Genomic DNA, 16393 nt, shown 5'->3' with positions numbered 1-16393 from the left:
AGCGGCTTTGACGAAGACTTGTAACAGTGGGTCATGGTGTGTGACCATCAGCGACATGCTTCACAAGAACACCGCTGTAACGCCGCGCGAGGTCCTCGACCGGATCGCCGGGAAGTACGCGATCCAGATCCTCGTGGCGGCGTCGGACGGGCCGGTCAGGTTCACCGACTTGGAGCGACTCATCGAGGGCATCAGCCGCCGGATGCTCACCCTGACCCTGCGCGCTCTCGAACGTGACGGCCTGCTCGAACGTACGGTCTACGCCACGGTCCCGCCCATGGTCGAGTACGCGGCCACGCCCATGGCGTTGGAGCTCCACGAGGCGATGCTGACCTTCACCAACTGGTCGATCAGGCACAGCGCGAGCGTGGCGGAGTCCCGCGAGCGCTACGACGCTCGCCACGCGGCCGCCGGCTGACGAGCTAAGCCGGCGTCTCCGCCTGCTCGGCCGAGGTCGAGGTCGAGGTCGACGCCGGTTCCCGAGGGGGCAGGCGTCGGACGAGCCGGCCGATGGAGGCGATGAGCAGCGGGACCAGCAGGACGCCGATGAGGATCGGTGAGGCCATGTACCGGAAGTCCTGGGCGGAGATGTTGGCCAGGATGGCGAGCTGCTGCCCAATCACCGGCGCCGCCACGGCGATCACATAGCGGTTGCGCTGCGCCAGCGCGCCCAGGGCCACGGCCAGATAGGACAGGTAGCACCAGAACGCGCCCCGCCACAGCAGCCAGTCATACTGCGGCTGCTCGGCGGTGGCCAGCCATGAGCTCGCCCTCTGGTAAAGCTCCTGCGACATCGGCCGGAGCGAGTAGACCCAGCGGCCCTGGAAATCGGGCACCTTGTTGGGTCCCACGTAGGTGTCGGCGTTGGGGCGCAGCGAGAACCGGTAGGTCCGCCCGCCTTCGACCGTGTCGTCGCCGAACAGCTTCCAGGCGATCGCGCCCCGGCACAGCCTGGCGTCGACCACCATCGCGGGCTGTTGGAGGAGCAGGCGTTTCCAGAGGTCGAGCAGCTCACCGGCGTGCGCGTCGGCCTGCGGCCAGCTGAAGTCACGCCGCCAGATCAGCGGGTTGATCGTGTAGCAGTTGCCGCCCTCGGTCCACCTGGTCAGGGGCGCGACGGCCGTCATGAGGGTCTTGTCCTGCTCGGTGAACAGCTCCGGATGGTCCCGGTACGCGACGGCGATGTCGCCGAAGGCCGTGTGGTAGACGTACGTCTTCGACGGGGCCGCGATGCCGAGCTGGGGGAAGAGCAGGTTGTTGAGCAGCAGTGGGATGGCCGCCGCCACCGTGCCGACCAGCGCCAGCCGTACGCGCATGGCCGAGACGATCACGAGCAGCACGACGATGGCGACGCCCACGATGAGGAAGCCGTTCGCCCGGAACAGCCCCAGGGCGGTCATCAGCAGGCCCAGCCCGAGCAGCCTGCGGTAGGTGACGGTACGGTCGGCGGCCATCGCGGCGCAGGCGGCCGCGATGGCGACCGCGCAGATCGTGAACGGCACGTCCTTCCAGAGCGTGACCGTGAACGCGCCGGCCGTGGGCACCAGCGGCAGGAGCACCGCCACCACCGTCGTCGACCTGCGCGGCGCGCCGAGGTTCTTGAGCGCTTCCGTCAGGTAGGTGAGCGCCGCCGCCATGGCCGTGGTCTGCAGGAACGTGACTGCGCCGAGGTCACCGGTGGTCCTGAAGCTGAGCCACAGCAGGGAGTCGTAGAGGACCGAGTGGTCGCCCACCCAGGGACCGACGAGGGTGTGGCTTAGGTAGAGGACCGAATCGCGGCTGAACAGCCCGGGATAGAACGCCGCCCACCAGCAGGCGAGAACGGCCTGAATAGCGACGAACGTCCCGAGTGGCACCCATCGCCGGCGCTTGGCGATTTCGATCTGCATAGCTCCCGATCCAGGCGGTTCAGGGGTAACTCACCCCGGCTTCCATCCCCTTGCCGCGCTCCAGCGTCGGCACGGTGACGAGGTGGTAGCCGCGCTTCTTTAGCTCCTTGATGATCGCCGACATGGCTTGTACGGTCTGCGGCACCACGTCATGCATGAGTATCACGCCGTCCCGCTTGGCTAACCGGAACACGGCCGCCTTGATTTTCGCTACGTTACGCAGCTTCCAGTCGAGCGTCGTACCGGTCCACAGCACCTGCGAGAGGTTCTGCGACCCCGCCAGGCCCAGCACCCGATCGTCGGTGGCCCCGTACGGCGGGCGGAACATCTTCGGCAGCGTCCCCGTCTGCTCCTTGATGAGTTCCTGGGTGTTCTGGATCTCGGCCAGGATCTCGTTGTCGAGCAGCGTGGGCAGCGACGGATGCGAATAGGTGTGGTTGCCGATGGCGTGGCCTTCGGCGGCTTCCCGTCTGACGATGCTCGGATATTTCTCCACCTGCGCGCCGACCAGGAAGAAGGTGGCTTTGACGCGTTCCTTTTTGAGCAGGTCGAGCAGCTTCGGCGTATGGACGCTCGGGCCGTCGTCGAAGGTCAGGGCCAGACATTTGACCCGGCTGCAATCGATCTCCGCGTGAGCGCTTGTCGCGGGGAGTGACGTCAGCGCTAATGACGCCGCAAGTATGCCGTGAATCACCACATGCGCTAGCTTATGGCCAAAGTCGCCGCCGGAAGACTCTTAGATCGTTCCCATATATGACGCGGTGCGCCGTACGGGACACCTCCAGAGCGAGCCGGTTCTCCGCCGCCCAGTCCTCGATCGTGCTGATCGGCACCGGGTGGATCCACTCGCGGGCGACGATCAGATCGTGGATCCGGCAGGCGGCGTTACGCCACAGGGGCCGCGCGCTCATGTCCGTGTAGACGAACAGGCCACCGGGCCGTACCGCGGCGCAGGCCCGGTCGAACACCGCCCGCTGCGCCGGAATCGGCACATGGTGGATGACGTCCTGCATGTGGACCACGTCATAGGAGCGGGCCGGCCACGGCGAGCGGGCGTCGCGGTGCTCGAAGCGCAGCGTCGAACCGCTGTCGCGCAGGCGGACGGCCATCCGCCCGGCCAGCCCGATCGCGACCGGGCACGGGTCGAAGCCATGTCCCTGGACGCGTTTCCCGCGCGCCGCCATGAGGCCGAGCATCAGCCCGGAGCCGCACCCGATGTCGAGCACGCTCGCGCCGTCCGGCACGTACCCGATCGTCTCCTCGAACGGGCAGACCAGCACCCGCAGCCGCTGCTTGAGCCGCAGGGCCCGGGGCGCGTCGGCGTACAGCCGCCCCGCGTCCTCAAGCAGCAGGCTCCGATCGAGCGACAAGCCGCTCTCCTAACTCTCGAGGCGGGCACGCAGGAACAGCGTCACGCCCCTGAGCGAACCGACCGGCAGACACCTCTCCAGCCTGACGACTGCGGACAGGCCGGCGTTGACCAGCGGGGGCACCGGTCGCAGGGCGCTGCCTGTGGACGAGTGCCGGTGCCGGGCGATCAGCGGGCGCAGGAGTACGTTCCAGCTCCACAGCCGCTCGACCCGCAGGCCCGCCTTCTCGACCACGCCGGTCAGCGAATCGCGGCAGTAGCGGCGTACGTGACCGACGGCGTAGTCATGGGCCGACCACAGCGACATGTCGCAGGGGACCGCAATCAGCGCCCGCCCGCCCGGCCGCAGCACCCTGGCGATCTGCTCGGTGGCCAGGTAGTCCTCCTCGATGTGCTCCAGCACGTCCAAGGCGGTCACGAGGTCCACGCTCCCGGATTCGACCGGCAGATCACGCGCGTCCGCCTGTACGGCCCGGAGCCCGCGGCCCCTGGCCACCTCCACCGCGAGCTCGGAGCAGTCGGTCGCGGTCGCCTCCCAGCCCTCCTCGACGAGGACCAGGGTGTTGCCGCCACCGGCCGCGCCGACGTCGAGCGCCCGGCCCGGTCGCAGGTGACGTACCTCGGCACGGAGGATGGCCCGGCGCTCCCGGTACCACCAGTGGTTGTCTTCGAGCGCGGCCATGCGGCGGATCTCTTGTGCTCGCATCTCGTTCATCTCTTTGGGCGGACCCAGCGGTCGAGTGCGGCGAAGCGCAGCAGGGTGAGCAGGCAGTACGTGCCGATGGCGGTGGTCGCCTCGATCACGCGACCGCCCGGTGGCGGCAGGCCGAGCACCGCCATGGTGGTGATGGCGTAGTCGGACAGGAAGGCCGGCACGGTCCGGACGCGTGGCGCCGTACGGTGACCGCCGAGCACGTTGACCGTCCAGCGGCGGGCCTCGGCGCCGGCGAAGCCGGTGAGCAGCAGCGCGACGAGGTTGGCCGCCGCGGCCGGCCAATGCTCACGCAGCGGGAGATAGAGCAGTGCGTAGAGGACCGTCGAGAACCCGCCGATCAGCGCGAACGACCCCAACCTGGCCAGCGTCACCGCGCGCGGCCGGGCGACGACCGCGTCCGGGTGCGTGGGCGTGAGCGCGGTCTCGTTCGCCACTTTCAACCCGGACATAGACCGCGCCACCCTGGCCAGCCCTCTGAGGTCCTCGAGCGCCGTCCTGATGATGCGGACGCGCGAGTCGAGGTCCTCGACCCAGTCCACCGGCACCTCGTGGACGCGCAGGCCGTTGTGCTCGGCCAGCAGGAGCAACTCGGTGTCGAAGAACCAGCCGTCGTCCTCGACGCGGTCCAGGAGCGGCCTGATCACGTCCGTTCTGGCGGCCTTGAAGCCGCACTGGGCGTCGCTGAAGCCGACGCCAAAACCGTACCGGAGCAGGGCGTTGTACCCCCGCGAGACCAGCTCTCGCCGCAGCGACCTGCGGGTACGGGCACCGCGCGCGAGCCGGGTGCCGATCGCGACCTCGGAATGGCCGCTGGCGAGCGCGGCCACCATCGGGAACAGCGCGCCGAGCCCGGTCGACAGATCGACGTCCATGTACGCGACGATGTCGGCCGGGCTGTCGCGCCAGGCGGCCTTCAACGCCGCACCACGGCCCCTGGTCTCCAGCCTGCGGGCATGCACCTGCGGGAACTCGCGCGTCAGCCCTCGGGCGACCCGCCAGGTGCCGTCAATGCTCCCGTTGTCGACGATCGTGATGCGCCACGGCAGCGGGAAGGAATCGCCGAGGAACGCGTTGAGCGTCCTGATGCAACCGGGCAGTGCCTTTTGCTCGTTGAGCACCGGAATGACGATGTCCACGGTCGCCAAGGTGACCGGTTCGCCGAGAACGGCCGGGCTCCTGTCCATGGCGGAACGCGTGTTCATCTGAATGGTGGCGCGGAGACCCGGTCCTTCAGGGGCTGGGAGGAAGCGCCACCCCTCCTCTCGAAACAGTATGGAAAGACTTGGTCACGTTCGGTAATGTGTGCGGTGGATGAGGGCGCTGTGACAGGAGGTGCGCGATGGCGATCCGCCGCTCTGCCACCAAACGCGACGGCCTGCCCACGATCGTGCAACTGCGGCTCACGACCAACCCGGTCCAGGCCGATGCGCTGGCGGCGGCGGTGCTGCTGTGTAATCAGGCGGCCACTGTCGTTTCTCGGCTGGCTTGGCAGCACCGCACGTTCGCCGTGGTGAAGCTGCATCGGCTGGCCTATTACGAGGTGCGCGGGCAGGTGACCGGGCTGGGCGCGCAAGCGGCCGTGCAGGCGATCGCCCGGGTCGCCGGCGCCTACGCCAACCGGCGTTCCAACAAGAAAAGGGCTCACATCTTCCGTCCGCAGGGTGCCGTCCCCTACGACGCCCGGTTGATGAGCTTCCATCGTGACGCCCGGACCGTGTCGCTGTGGACGCCCACCGGCCGCGTCACCGTCTCCTACACCGGCCGGCCGGAAGATCTCAAGGCCGTGGATACGCTGCCGGTGGGGGAGGCCGACATGGTCTGCCGACGCGGAGTGTGGCTGTTGCAGGTGGCGCTCACCCTGCCCAAACCAGTAGTACGCGAGCCGGTCGGCGGCTTTGTGGGGGTGGATCAGGGGGTGGCGAACCTGGCGGTCACCTCCGATGGTGCGGTGCTGCCCGGCCCGGCCCTGCCGGGGCCGGTCGGCGGTAACGGCCACGTCCGTACCCTGCGGGAGCGGCGCCATCGCCAACGTCGTCGGTTGCAGAAGAAGGGCACGTCGGCGGCGCGGCGGGTGCTGCGTCGTCTGTCGGGGCGGGAGCATCGGATGATGACCGACCTCAACCATCAAATGTCGAAGTTTGTGGTGCGTGAAGCCGAACGCACCGGTCGTGGTGTCGCCCTGGAGGATCTGCAGGGTATCCGCGGGCGGGTAAGGGCTCATCGGTTCCAGCGGCGCACCCTGCACGGCTGGGCGTTCGCCCAGCAGATCGCCTTCACCCGCTACAAGGCCGCGCGGGCCGGGGTCGCCTTCGTGCTGGTCGACCCCGCCTACACCTCGCAGGCGTGTCCGGAGTGCGGGTGTGTGTCCAGGGCGAATCGGCCGGCGCGGGGCCGGTTCGTCTGCACCGGGTGTGGCCTCGCTGGGCACGCCGACCACATTGCGGCCCGCAACATCGCCACACGCGGCATAGCGGGCTGGGCTGTTATCAATTAGCCACACGCTACCGGCCTCCCTTCACCCAGACGGGACCGCGAGAGCAAACCACCAGCTTCAAACGGGTGGTAGTTGATACGGGAATGCTGCTGTGGCCGTCCATTGATGCGCGGGCTGTTTCTCCGCACCATTCTTGGAGTAGGGCAGACTTTTACCCGGCGCCGAGTTCGTAGACCGAGCACTGGCCGCTGCGGAAACGCAGCGTCGCGAAGCCATCAAGGGCCGTGTCATTCTCGGTGAGCGCCCATTTAACGCCATATTCGCGGACGAGCCGCGCGACATTCTCCGCCGACGGCTGCCGGAACATCGCGTCGTTCGCCGCCAGCCGAGCCTGGTCCGCGAACGGCAGGGCCAGGTAGGAGACGCCGAACGGCTCACTCCGCGACATCGTGCTCTGGGCGTACGCCCACCCCTCCACCAGCACCCGGCGCTCGCTGTAGGCGGACACCCAGAAATGGCGACTGTCGCACACCTTCCAGCCGACGGGCCGGCAGTGCGCGTTGGTCGCCACCACATCGTCGGGCGAGGAGTGATCCCGCAGCCACCGCCCGGCCTCCAGCGCACCCTCCGGCACCATGCGCACGGGCGGCGGCGCCTCGTGGTGGCTCGACGGCCCGACCCCTTGGGTCAAGGTCGCGGGCACCGCGTAGCCGGTGAGCAGCGCGACCACCGCCAGCACTACGGGCCCGCGCCGTTCGTGCTGCGGCGCGAGCACCGTGGGCCCGCGCCATAGTGCGACGGCCGCGGCAACCGCGACAACTCCCACGAGCACGAGGTACGGCAGCGCGAGGGGGAACAGTCCGTGGACCGGCAGGTCCGGTCCGAGCAGCACCCGGACCCCCAGGGCCAGCCCGGCCCCCAATGCCACCCACCACTTGGCGGCGGCGAATCCGCGCTCCCGGCCGCACGCAGCCATCCCGGCCACGGACGCGATCGAGAGGTAGGGCCGAGCGCCCTCCAGGAAGTAGTACTGGCTGGCCGACGGATGCCCCAGCAGCACGACGGCACCGATGCCCCCCGCCCCGATCCCGAGCAACAGCAGCATGCCCGGATCTCGCAGGACCAGCCGCCTGGCCAGCACGCCCAGCACTCCCGCCCACACGCACGCCAGGCAGATCAGATGAATCCCCGTCAGCCCGGCGATCGGCCACACGGAGGCCCTGGCGACCTGCTTGGGTCCGAGGTCCATCACCAGTCCCCATACCGGCCGCATGCTCGCGAAGGGCGCGAGCACCAGCCCCTGCCGCTGACCCCCGAAGACCACGAACTGCGCGAACGCCAGACCGGCCAGCATGATCCCGACGCCCACAAGCGCGGGCCGCGACCACGGCTCGGTCGGTGTGTTCCTGACGTCCACGAGCGCGGGCCGCGACCACCGCCTGACGACCAGGACGAGCACCAGCCCACCCAGCAACAGCGGGAGGAACGTCGCCTTCGCCCCGGTCAGCGCCGCCGACAGCACCCCGACCAGCACCCACCCGCCCGCGCCGGTCCGCTCCCTGCGCAGGTACCCGACGAGCACCAGCACCACAGGGACGCAGAGCAACGCCCCGAGCGTCTGCGTCGGACTCGTCCACACCGTGAACATCGACCGCGACGTGAACAGATTGCTCGCTCCCCGGTACAGCTCCGGGCTGAAGGCGAAGTACGTCACGAAGACCGCCGCCACGCCCGCCCACCACCGCCCGGTCACCCGCCTGGCGAGCACCGCCACCAGCACGACCATGGCCACCATCATCGGCAGCATCGACAGCCGGTAGAGGAGCGTCTGTGGTTCGATCCCGGTGACCCAGCTGGTGGCGGCCATCTCGGCGTAGACGTACCAGTGGTAGGACAGCGGCTCACCCAGGACCGTCGGGACCGTCGGGGGCATGTGATGCTTGAGCTCGCCGAGCAGGGCGAGGTGGTAGGGCATGTCGACGTAGGGAGTCGCGTTGCCGGGCCAGGTCAGGCCGTGGCCCCCGTAGAACGACAGGGTGCTCCAGACGACGAGATAACAGACGACCGCGGCCAGGGCCCACGCGCACCACAGGGGCATCCACTCACGACCCGCCGTCCCCGGTCCCGGCCCCGACCGCCAGTGCCGTCGTAGCCGGGGTACGGCGACGAAGGCGGCGATCACCGTAACGGGCCAGAGGAGCACCAGCAGCGGTAGCCCGACTGCGCGCGCCGGGATGTAGGCCAGCACCTCGACCGCGTACCCCAGCGCCAGCCCCGCCGCCAGCTCCTCGGCGAGCGACCCGCGCCCCCGTGCCAACGCCCGCCACAACAGCGTCCCGGGAACCAGCACGCCGATACCGATATAGCCCCCGAAAGCCGCAATGTCCCGGACGGAAACCCCGCGCCAGACGAGCGCCGCCGCGGCCACCAAGCCGACCAGCCCCACCGGCACCCAGCCGGACCACCCCCGCCGTCCGGCCACCGGCGAGGCCACCACCCTCTTTGCCGCCGTGATCGTCATGCCATCGCCACGCTCTGCTCCGCCCCGATCGTCATGTGATGACAGTCACCAGGCGGGTGAACTCGGCGGTCAGGTCCACTCCATCCCAAACCCGGTGAAAGCTCAGCGCACTCCCCACCGGCACCATCCGATCGACCCCCCGCCCGCCCAGCGCCCCCGCCAGCAACTCCAGCTCGGCCGGGACGAACCCGAAGTGCGTCATGGTCTGATCCCGGCGCTCCACCAGCCGAGCCAGCTCGCCAAGACCATCGAGCCGGGCGTGCACGAACGTCCCGGCGCCCAGCCACCGTCGTGGCGCCGCCTCGGGACCGGCCAGGGTGACGCTGGCCACCGCGTTGCCGTGGAAGTCGATGGCATGGGCGTCGCCGTCGGCGGCCAGCCCGTACGTGGCGACCCGCTTCTCTACCGCCATCGCGGCGTCCACGGACCACCCCCGCTTGGCCACGGCCCGCGCGAGCCAGGCGGTGAACTCCTCGCGCGCAACGTCGCAGTCGGCGGCCGAGCCGACCCAGTAGACGGTGCGTGGAGACGAGCAGGCCGCCTGGTCGAACCAGTAGGCGTCGTTGGCGAACCCCTCGGCGACGGCCCCCCGCGTGGCGGCCGACGCCGACAGCCAGGCCGCCGCCCGGAGCACCGCGAACGACGTCCGGTCGGGAAAGGTCAGGTCACGCGCGTGCGGGGCGAGTGGATGGCGGCGGATCTCGCCGACCGCGGCGTCGCCGCCCCAGATGACCCGCAGGTCGCACGCCGCTGACAGGGCCGCTGTGATGGTGCCGGATCGGTCGTACGTGACGATGCGCTGCGTGGCGGCCACCACCGGATCGGCGTCGGCCAGCGACTCCCGCAGCGTCCGTGTGATCGTCTCGGCCACGGCGCCCGCGCGCGGCGACAGGCGTACCACGTTGCGGTTGCCCATCAGCGCCGACAGCGCCCAGGAGTAGACGAAGACGGTGTCGACGTTCGCGGGCGGGACGTGGAACACCAGGCCGCGCGGCGCCCGCAGGTGATGGCCCCGGGGCCCGTCGAGAATCCGCGTGAGCTCGCTGGGCCGCAGGAAGAAGCCCAGCGAGGCCAGCTCGGGATGACGTCGCGCCAGCTCCGGACTCAGCAGGCGCCTGCCGAATCCGGTGAGGAACCCACGAATCCGCTCATCACCCACCGCGAGCGGCTCGCCCCCGGACATCTGCCCGATCAGCGTCTCCACCGATATATCCCGGCAATCCGGAAACCTGACCCCCAGCTCGGACGAGACGTCGCTCATCATGCCGCCGACCGTGCCGAGGTGTCGCTGCAGCCGCGCGCCTCCGCCCTGGGCAGCCGCCCGAGCACCGAGAACCGCTTGCCCGGCCAAACCCCGTCGTCCACCCCGTGCACCACGCCGAGGTCCTCCGTCAGCAGCACATGCCCCGGATAGGACGTGGGCAGCGTACTGACCACCTCGATCAGCCCCGGCACGCCGGGCGGCGCCTCCTGCCACGTGTCCGGATCGCGGATCACGACATCGGCGAAATCGGGGCAATAGAGCCCGCCTCTGTCCGGCCCCTCAAGGAACACGGTGCCGATCTGCTCGACCATCCCGTAGAAGTCGTGGATGCGCCGCAGCCCGCACTCCTCGCCCAGCCGCCGGCGGAAGGTGGCGTTGTCGACGGCCTGCTCCGCCAGCCGTTTCCAGCCCCCGGAGTGGATCAGTACGCCATGCGAGAGGTCGAGCCCCAGCTCACGCAGATGCGACCACGCCATGAACGTGAACCCGAAGATCAGGTAGGGCGCACCACCGTGCCGCGCGAGAAAGCCCTTGACCGCCTCGGCATCCAACGAGCCGCCCTCGTCGAGCACGAAGGTGTGGTCCCTGCCGAAGTGCATCATGCCGAGCACGCCCGCCCCGCGAGCGCTCAGCGTGGCAGCGCGTATCGTCGACCGGCTGTCGACGATCAGCATCGGCAGTCGCCGCTCGCCCAGCACGGCGCGGAGCGTCGCCGCCAGCATGCGCGGCTGCGCGGCCGCCGCCTCGCGGTCGAGGTAGACACGGCTGGGCCGCTGCCCGGTCGTACCGCTGGAGGTGAGCACCCTGAACACCGCGCTCTCCGGCACACTGCGCAACTCGTGCGTCTTGAACAGCCGCACCGGCAGCCACGGCAGATCCGCCACCCGCTCGTAGGGCCCCACCGCCCCGATCGCGTCCAGAATCCGGCGGTACGGCAGGCACGCCCGCCGATGCCGCTCGGTCAGCGCGACCAGTTCGGGCAGCAGCGCGGCCTCCTTCGCGTCCTGGGACAAGGTGAAGACACTCACGTGCGGGCCTCCAGAGCGAGGTAGTCGATCTTCCCGGTGCCGAGCAGCGGCAGCCGGTCCACGCCGCGTACGTCGAACCCGCTCCAGTGGAGCCGCAGCTCGGACCCCAGCCGCCGGGCGAGCGTGGTGCATCCGTCGGCGTCGAGGCCCTCGGCCCAGACCGTGACGCGGTCGTCGCCGCTCGTGGCCGCGACAGGGCCGCGGTCGCGGAGCAGGCGTTCGATGTCGTCGAGGTTGACGCGGACGCCGAAGACCTTGGCGATGCGTTTCATCCGGCCGGTGATGTAGAGGAAACCCTCGTCGTCGAGGTGGCCGAGGTCGCCGGTGCGCAGCACGCCGCCCAGGTCGTCGCCTCTGGCCAGGTCGTCGGCCGTGTCGGCGTAGCCCATCATCACGTTGGGGCCGTGGTAGACGACCTGGCCGTCGTCAATGGTCAGGTGACCGCCGGGGACGGCCAGGCCCACGGAGCCGGGCTTGGCGGCCAGGCGGTCGTGGGGGAGTACGGCGATGCGGGCGGTCGCCTCCGTCTGGCCGTACATGACGAGGAAGCGCTGGGCCTTGGCGGCGAACTCGGTGACCAGGTCGGGCCGCAGCCGCCCGCCTGCCTGGGTCATGGTGGTGAGCGCGGGGTGCTCGACCGGGTCGAAGCGGAGCTTGCGCAGCATCTCGTACTGGTAGGGGACCGCGGCCAGCGAGGTGCACCGGTGTTCGTCGAGCATGGTCCAGAAGGACCGTTCGAGCAGGCCCGCGTCGGTCAGCACCACGGCGGCGCCCGCGGCGAGATGGCTGTTGAGCACCGACAGGCCGTAGCTGTAGTAGAGCGGGAGGCTGGTCGGCGCGATCTCGCCGGGCCCGATGGCCAGGGCGGTGGCGATGGCGTGGGCGTTGGCCGACACGGCCGACCGCGACAGCCGCACGAGCTTGGGGTTGCCGGTCGAACCCGAGGTGGCGAGCAGGACGGCCAGGTCCGGATGGGGCTCGGGGGTGCCGCCGCGGGCACGCCGTAGGCCGTCGGCGGCCCGCGTGAAGCCGAGCAGGGCGGCGGGTTTGAACCTGGCGGCCAGCTCGGCCAGCGCGCCGGGCGGCAGGTCGGGGTCAAGCAGCGCGATGGGCCTGCCCGCCTGGAACGCCGCGAGGTAGCGCAGCACGGACGGCAGGTCATTACGCATGCCGCAGAACACCGGGCCGGGCGGCAGCGCGGCCAGCGCCTGCGTGGTGCTCGCGATTCGAGCCGCCAGGTCGTCACCGGTGAGCACTCCAGGCTCTCCGGCGACGACTATCCGCGCGTCCGGATGCGGAAGGCACTGCGGAAGGCACAGCGGTGTCTGCGCGTCCGGGGGTGGAAGGTGCTCCGGTGTCCGTGCGTCCGGGTGCGGAAGGCCCTCCCGAGGAGTCAGGTCCTCGCCGACCTGCGGTGAGGAACCGTCGGCTGGGTGGGGTGCGCCGGGGTGTCCGGAGTGTAGGGAAGCGTTCATGAAAGACCGCCCGTCCATCGTGTCGGAGACTTACAGCACCAGCCCGCCGTCCACCCCGATGACCTGGCCGGTGATGAAGCAGGCGTCGGCGGAGAGCAGGAAGGCGGCCGCGGCGGCCACGTCGCCGGCGGTGCCCAGGCGGCCGAGCGGGGTCGCGGCGACGGTGTCGGCGCGGGCCCGGTCGTCGAGCGTGGAGAGCATGTCGGTCTGGATGTAGCCGGGTGCCACCGCGTTGACCCGGATGCCCTGGGGCCCGAGCTCCTTGGCGGCGGCCAGGGTGAGGCCGAGCACGGCGGCCTTGGTGGCGGAGTAGACGGCCTGGCCCGGTGCCCCTTTGCGGCCCATGACCGAGGAGACCAGGACCACGGCCGGGTCGGTGCCCCTGCGCAGCAGCTTGACCGCGGCCTGCAGGGTGTGGGTGGCGCCCAGCGCGTTGACGTGGAAGAGCCGGCTCACCACGTCGCTGTGCATCATGCCGAGCAGGCTCGCCGCGTGCCCGCCCGCGTTGATCACCAGGGCGTCGAGCCGCCCGTGCCGCCGGTGGATCTCCCGCATCATGGCGGACACCGCGGCGGGGTCGGCCACGTCGCCGTGGACCGTGTCGGTGCGGCCCCCGGTCTCGGCGGCCACCTCGGCCGCCGCCTTGGCCGACCGCTCCTGGTCGCGCCCGTGGAGGACGACCTCGTGACCGGTCCGGGCCAGCCGCGCGGCGACGGCCCGGCCGATGCCCAGCGTGGAGCCGGTGACGAGCGCGACCCGGAGGTCAGGTGACGGCGTCGGCACCGTGCTTCTCCAGCAGCTCGGCGGCCTTGGCGAACGAGCTCATGTCGATCATCTCGTCCGTGTCGATCATGATGCCGAACTCGTCCTCCATCGCGGCGACGAGGGCCATGTGGGCCAGTGAGTCCCACTGCGGGATCGCCCGGTATTCGAGCCCGTCGACGTCCTGGTCGGCCGGCAGGCTCAGCGAGGCGCGGAAGACGCCGCGCAGGCGGTCGAGCTGGCTCATCTCTGCTCACTTTCTGTCTTCGGACAACCACGTAGTGTAGCCGTGATCGTCCGTCAACAGAAACCAAGCACCCGTCGTGAGTAATAGAACCGTATAACGGCGAGTGCCCGCTGTGCCGGGCTGAGAATGTCGCCTGGGGCGCGTCAACCGCTACAGGGGGAATGATGGACGAATCCAATCACTGGTACGGGCACTCCCGCATGCTCGGCCGATACTGTGAACTGGCGGAAGACACTCCCCGGCGAATACAGGGTTTCCTGCAGCACGGCTGGAACTATCTCCACGGTTTCCCGCCCAACGACCACTGGTGCAGCCCCGGCTACCCCCGTTTCGTCTGGTCCGACGTGCTCAGGCGGCGTGGCTGGTCGATGGGCCGCCGTGGCCACTATGTCATCGGCGCGCCGTGGATCTACCTTCTTGATATGGAGCCTGGAAAGGCGGCGGCCCCCGAAAGGAAGGGTACGATCTGGTATCCCTTCCACGGCTGGGAAAAGCATTCGGTCACCGGCGACCATGCCCGGCTGGCCGCCGAAATATCCGAAGTGGAGACGGGGCCGGTGACAATCTGTCTTTACTGGTTGGAATTCGCTAATCCGGACATTCGGCGGGCTTATCGGTCGGCGGGTTTCCGGGTCATCTGCCATGGTGAGCGCGGCTCGCGGTGGGATGGCAGGGGGCGCGACTTCCTGTCCGGCCAGCTGGCCGAGCTGCGGCGGCATCGCCGGGTGGCGTCCAACCGGCTCGGCAGCGCGCTGTTCTACGGCGCCTCTGTGGGCTGCGACGTCGCCGTCTACGGAGACCCGATGCAGCTGGAGGACGAGCGGCCCGAGTACGGCGGCACCGCCCGCCGCATGCGGCTCTGGCCCGAGCTGCACGGCGCGCGCGTCGACCCCGAGGCGGCCAGGGAGGCGGCCCGGCAAGAGCTGGGATTCGAGTATCAGGCGACACCCGAGGAGCTACGGCGAATGTTCGGCTGGAAGCGGGCGCGATGCGCATGAACGAGGCACCCGAGAACGTCCGGCTGATCGGCGGCGAGATGCTGCTGTGGTCGGACTCATCCCATACGTCCGGTGTCACGGACTGGCGGGGCGTGGCCCTGGAACTGGTCAGACGCCTGCTCCCCATCGAAGCGGAGGAGGACGGAAAGGCCAGGGTGCTGCTGGTCGGGCCGCACCCGCGCGGCTTGGTGGACGAGGTGGTGGCGCGGGCCGCGTCGGTGGCCGTGCTGCTGCGTTCCTACCCCGACGCCTGCGCCCTCGCCGAGCGCCACCCCGATCTGGCCGTGCACTGCGGCCGTCTGTCGGCGCTGCCCGAGGGCGAGCCGTACGACCTGGTCCTGGCGCTCGACGGGCTGCGGCGTACGCACTCGGCCGAGGAGGTCGCGCCGCCCTGGCGCGAGTCGCTGGGTGCGCTCGCCGCCCTCGTCGCGCCGGGCGGGCGGTTCGTCCTGAGCGTGAGCAACGACCTGGGCATCGACCGGTTCGTCGAGGCCAGGCCCGCCGACCGGGACGGCGGCGACGAGCACTGGGAGCCGCACGGGTTCGACCAGGGCTACCCCGACGGGCCCGGCGCCCTCGACGAGGAGTTGGCGGCGGCCGGACTGACCCCCGAGAGGTGTTACGCCGCCTATCCGGGCCGCGCGGCGCCCCGCGCGCTGCTCGCCCGCGAACTGCTCGGGTGCGACCTGCCCGACGCGCTCACGGTGCCGTTGAGCGCCCGTGGCGGCGACAGGATGCTGGTGGCCGATCCGCTGCGGCTGACCCGGCTGGTGTTCAGCCACGGTCTCGGCGAGCAGCTCGCCCCGGTATGGGTGGCCACGGCGACCAGACCCTCGGACTCGCCCAACCTGTCACGCGGCCAGTTCGAGGACTCGCCCACGACGCGGGCGGGCCTGCCGTTCGGCCAGTTCGAGGGCACACCCACGGACCTGCCGCTCGGCCTGTTCGAGGAGGGTCACGCCGTACACGAGGTCACCTGGGGTGCCACCCGCAGGCTGCCCGACGGCGTGGAGCGGGCCATCCCGGCGGGCCGCGTCGTGGAGGAGGTCCTGATCGAGGCGTGCGCCCGCGAGGACGTACGGGCCGTCCGCGACCTGCTCACCGTGCTGGGCGACTGGGTCGAGATGGGCGGCGACGCCGCGGCCGACAACCTGGTCTGGGACGGCGAGCGGTTCGCCGCCATCCACGCTCTGCCTCCGCAGCCCGACCGGCCCGCCGATCGCGTGGTGTTGTGCCGGGTGTTGTGGCGGTTCGCGGTACGCCTGCTGGCCGCCGGTCACCACCACCCGTGGCCGTGGCCGCGGCAGGCCGAGCAACTGGCACTGACGCTCTGCGGCATGGCGAACCGGCCGTGCGACCAGGCGGATCTCGATCTGGCCCGCAAGCTCGACGCCGAGCTGGGGCAGCCGGCCGAGCTGAGCGACGCCGCCCCGACATACCGGGACCTGCTGGGCGCGCGGGACCGGCTGGCGGATCAGCTGACCGCCGCGCTGGCCAGGGTGTCCCGCCTGGAGACCAAGCTCACCTACCGCGAGCGCGAGCTGCTGCGGGCCAGGGGTCGGCTGAGAAAGAGCCAGCGGAAGTCGGCCGCCTACCGCAGGACGCTCGGCTACCGGCTCTCGCGCCGCCTGGCCCGCCCGCGCAGGGTCGCCCGCCGGGTCCTGCGCCTGCTGTCCGGCTGACGAAGAGGA

The 16393-nt window shown here is 70.4% G+C and carries 15 protein-coding genes; 4 read left to right on the top strand and 11 right to left on the bottom strand.

Going from position 1 to position 16393, the window contains the following annotated elements; genetic code table 11:
• The first annotated feature begins 55 nt into the window (after window positions 1–55).
• Window positions 56–418 carry a helix-turn-helix domain-containing protein gene (locus AB0L53_RS13020; RefSeq protein WP_363993090.1) on the top strand — a complete coding sequence of 121 codons (363 nt, stop codon included), beginning with the start codon at window positions 56–58 and terminating at the stop codon, window positions 416–418.
• 4 nt (window positions 419–422) lie between these two features.
• On the opposite strand, the gene AB0L53_RS13015 is transcribed toward AB0L53_RS13020, so the two are convergent.
• The 5 genes from AB0L53_RS13015 to AB0L53_RS12995 are packed head-to-tail and all read right to left on the bottom strand — an operon-like array spanning window position 423 to window position 5175.
• Complete coding sequence (locus AB0L53_RS13015; protein WP_363993089.1) at window positions 423–1889, bottom strand: hypothetical protein; 1467 nt, start codon at window positions 1887–1889, stop codon at window positions 423–425.
• A gap of 19 nt (window positions 1890–1908) precedes the next feature.
• The gene (locus AB0L53_RS13010) at window positions 1909–2586 is read right to left on the bottom strand and encodes a polysaccharide deacetylase family protein (RefSeq protein WP_363993088.1); all 678 of its coding nucleotides are present in this window, start codon (window positions 2584–2586) and stop codon (window positions 1909–1911) included.
• A 10-nt stretch (window positions 2587–2596) separates the two neighbouring features.
• Entirely contained in the window at window positions 2597–3259 is a 663-nt protein-coding gene (locus AB0L53_RS13005; RefSeq protein ID WP_363993087.1) for a class I SAM-dependent methyltransferase, read from the bottom strand.
• A gap of 9 nt (window positions 3260–3268) precedes the next feature.
• A complete protein-coding gene (locus AB0L53_RS13000; protein WP_363993086.1) occupies window positions 3269–3964 on the bottom strand; it encodes a class I SAM-dependent methyltransferase in 696 nt (231 codons plus the stop codon).
• 5 nt (window positions 3965–3969) lie between these two features.
• Window positions 3970–5175 (bottom strand): glycosyltransferase, encoded by a 1206-nt coding sequence (locus AB0L53_RS12995; RefSeq protein WP_363993085.1) that lies wholly within the window; start codon window positions 5173–5175, stop codon window positions 3970–3972.
• 137 nt (window positions 5176–5312) lie between these two features.
• Between AB0L53_RS12995 and AB0L53_RS12990 the strand changes: the two genes are divergently transcribed.
• On the top strand, window positions 5313–6467 hold the full coding sequence (locus AB0L53_RS12990; protein WP_363993084.1) for a transposase: 1155 nt from the start codon (window positions 5313–5315) through the stop codon (window positions 6465–6467).
• Between the two features lie 151 nt (window positions 6468–6618).
• Here AB0L53_RS12990 and AB0L53_RS12985 read toward each other — a convergent pair whose 3' ends face one another.
• Genes AB0L53_RS12985 through AB0L53_RS12960 form a run of 6 tightly spaced genes read right to left on the bottom strand, consistent with a single transcriptional unit; the run spans window position 6619 to window position 13704 of the window.
• Complete coding sequence (locus AB0L53_RS12985) at window positions 6619–8928, bottom strand: hypothetical protein (protein WP_363993083.1); 2310 nt, start codon at window positions 8926–8928, stop codon at window positions 6619–6621.
• A gap of 31 nt (window positions 8929–8959) precedes the next feature.
• On the bottom strand, window positions 8960–10192 hold the full coding sequence (locus tag AB0L53_RS12980; protein WP_363993082.1) for an acyl-CoA reductase: 1233 nt from the start codon (window positions 10190–10192) through the stop codon (window positions 8960–8962).
• Window positions 10189–11220, bottom strand: a complete 1032-nt coding sequence (locus AB0L53_RS12975) for an acyl-protein synthetase (protein WP_363993081.1) — start codon at window positions 11218–11220, stop codon at window positions 10189–10191. Before AB0L53_RS12975 ends, AB0L53_RS12980 begins: the two co-directional genes overlap by 4 nt.
• Window positions 11217–12695, bottom strand: a complete 1479-nt coding sequence (locus AB0L53_RS12970; protein ID WP_363993080.1) for an AMP-binding protein — start codon at window positions 12693–12695, stop codon at window positions 11217–11219. Before AB0L53_RS12970 ends, AB0L53_RS12975 begins: the two co-directional genes overlap by 4 nt.
• Before the next feature lie 30 nt (window positions 12696–12725).
• Window positions 12726–13478 (bottom strand): SDR family oxidoreductase, encoded by a 753-nt coding sequence (locus AB0L53_RS12965; RefSeq protein ID WP_363993079.1) that lies wholly within the window; start codon window positions 13476–13478, stop codon window positions 12726–12728.
• Entirely contained in the window at window positions 13459–13704 is a 246-nt protein-coding gene (locus AB0L53_RS12960) for an acyl carrier protein (RefSeq protein WP_363993078.1), read from the bottom strand. Before AB0L53_RS12960 ends, AB0L53_RS12965 begins: the two co-directional genes overlap by 20 nt.
• Before the next feature lie 161 nt (window positions 13705–13865).
• Here AB0L53_RS12960 and AB0L53_RS12955 point away from each other — a divergent pair, with 161 nt between their 5' ends.
• Together AB0L53_RS12955 and AB0L53_RS12950 are read left to right on the top strand one after the other, a co-directional pair.
• Window positions 13866–14702 (top strand): hypothetical protein, encoded by an 837-nt coding sequence (locus AB0L53_RS12955; protein ID WP_363993077.1) that lies wholly within the window; start codon window positions 13866–13868, stop codon window positions 14700–14702.
• Window positions 14699–16384 (top strand): hypothetical protein, encoded by a 1686-nt coding sequence (locus AB0L53_RS12950; protein ID WP_363993076.1) that lies wholly within the window; start codon window positions 14699–14701, stop codon window positions 16382–16384. The genes AB0L53_RS12955 and AB0L53_RS12950 overlap by 4 nt, the downstream gene beginning before the upstream one ends.
• Window positions 16385–16393: the final 9 nt, after the last annotated feature.

It is taken from the genome of Nonomuraea sp. NPDC052129, from assembly GCF_040680095.1.
Lineage (GTDB): Bacteria > Actinomycetota > Actinomycetes > Streptosporangiales > Streptosporangiaceae > Nonomuraea.
The sequence above is the reverse complement of the archived record's forward strand: the minus strand, read 5'-3'. Positions and strand labels throughout refer to the sequence as shown.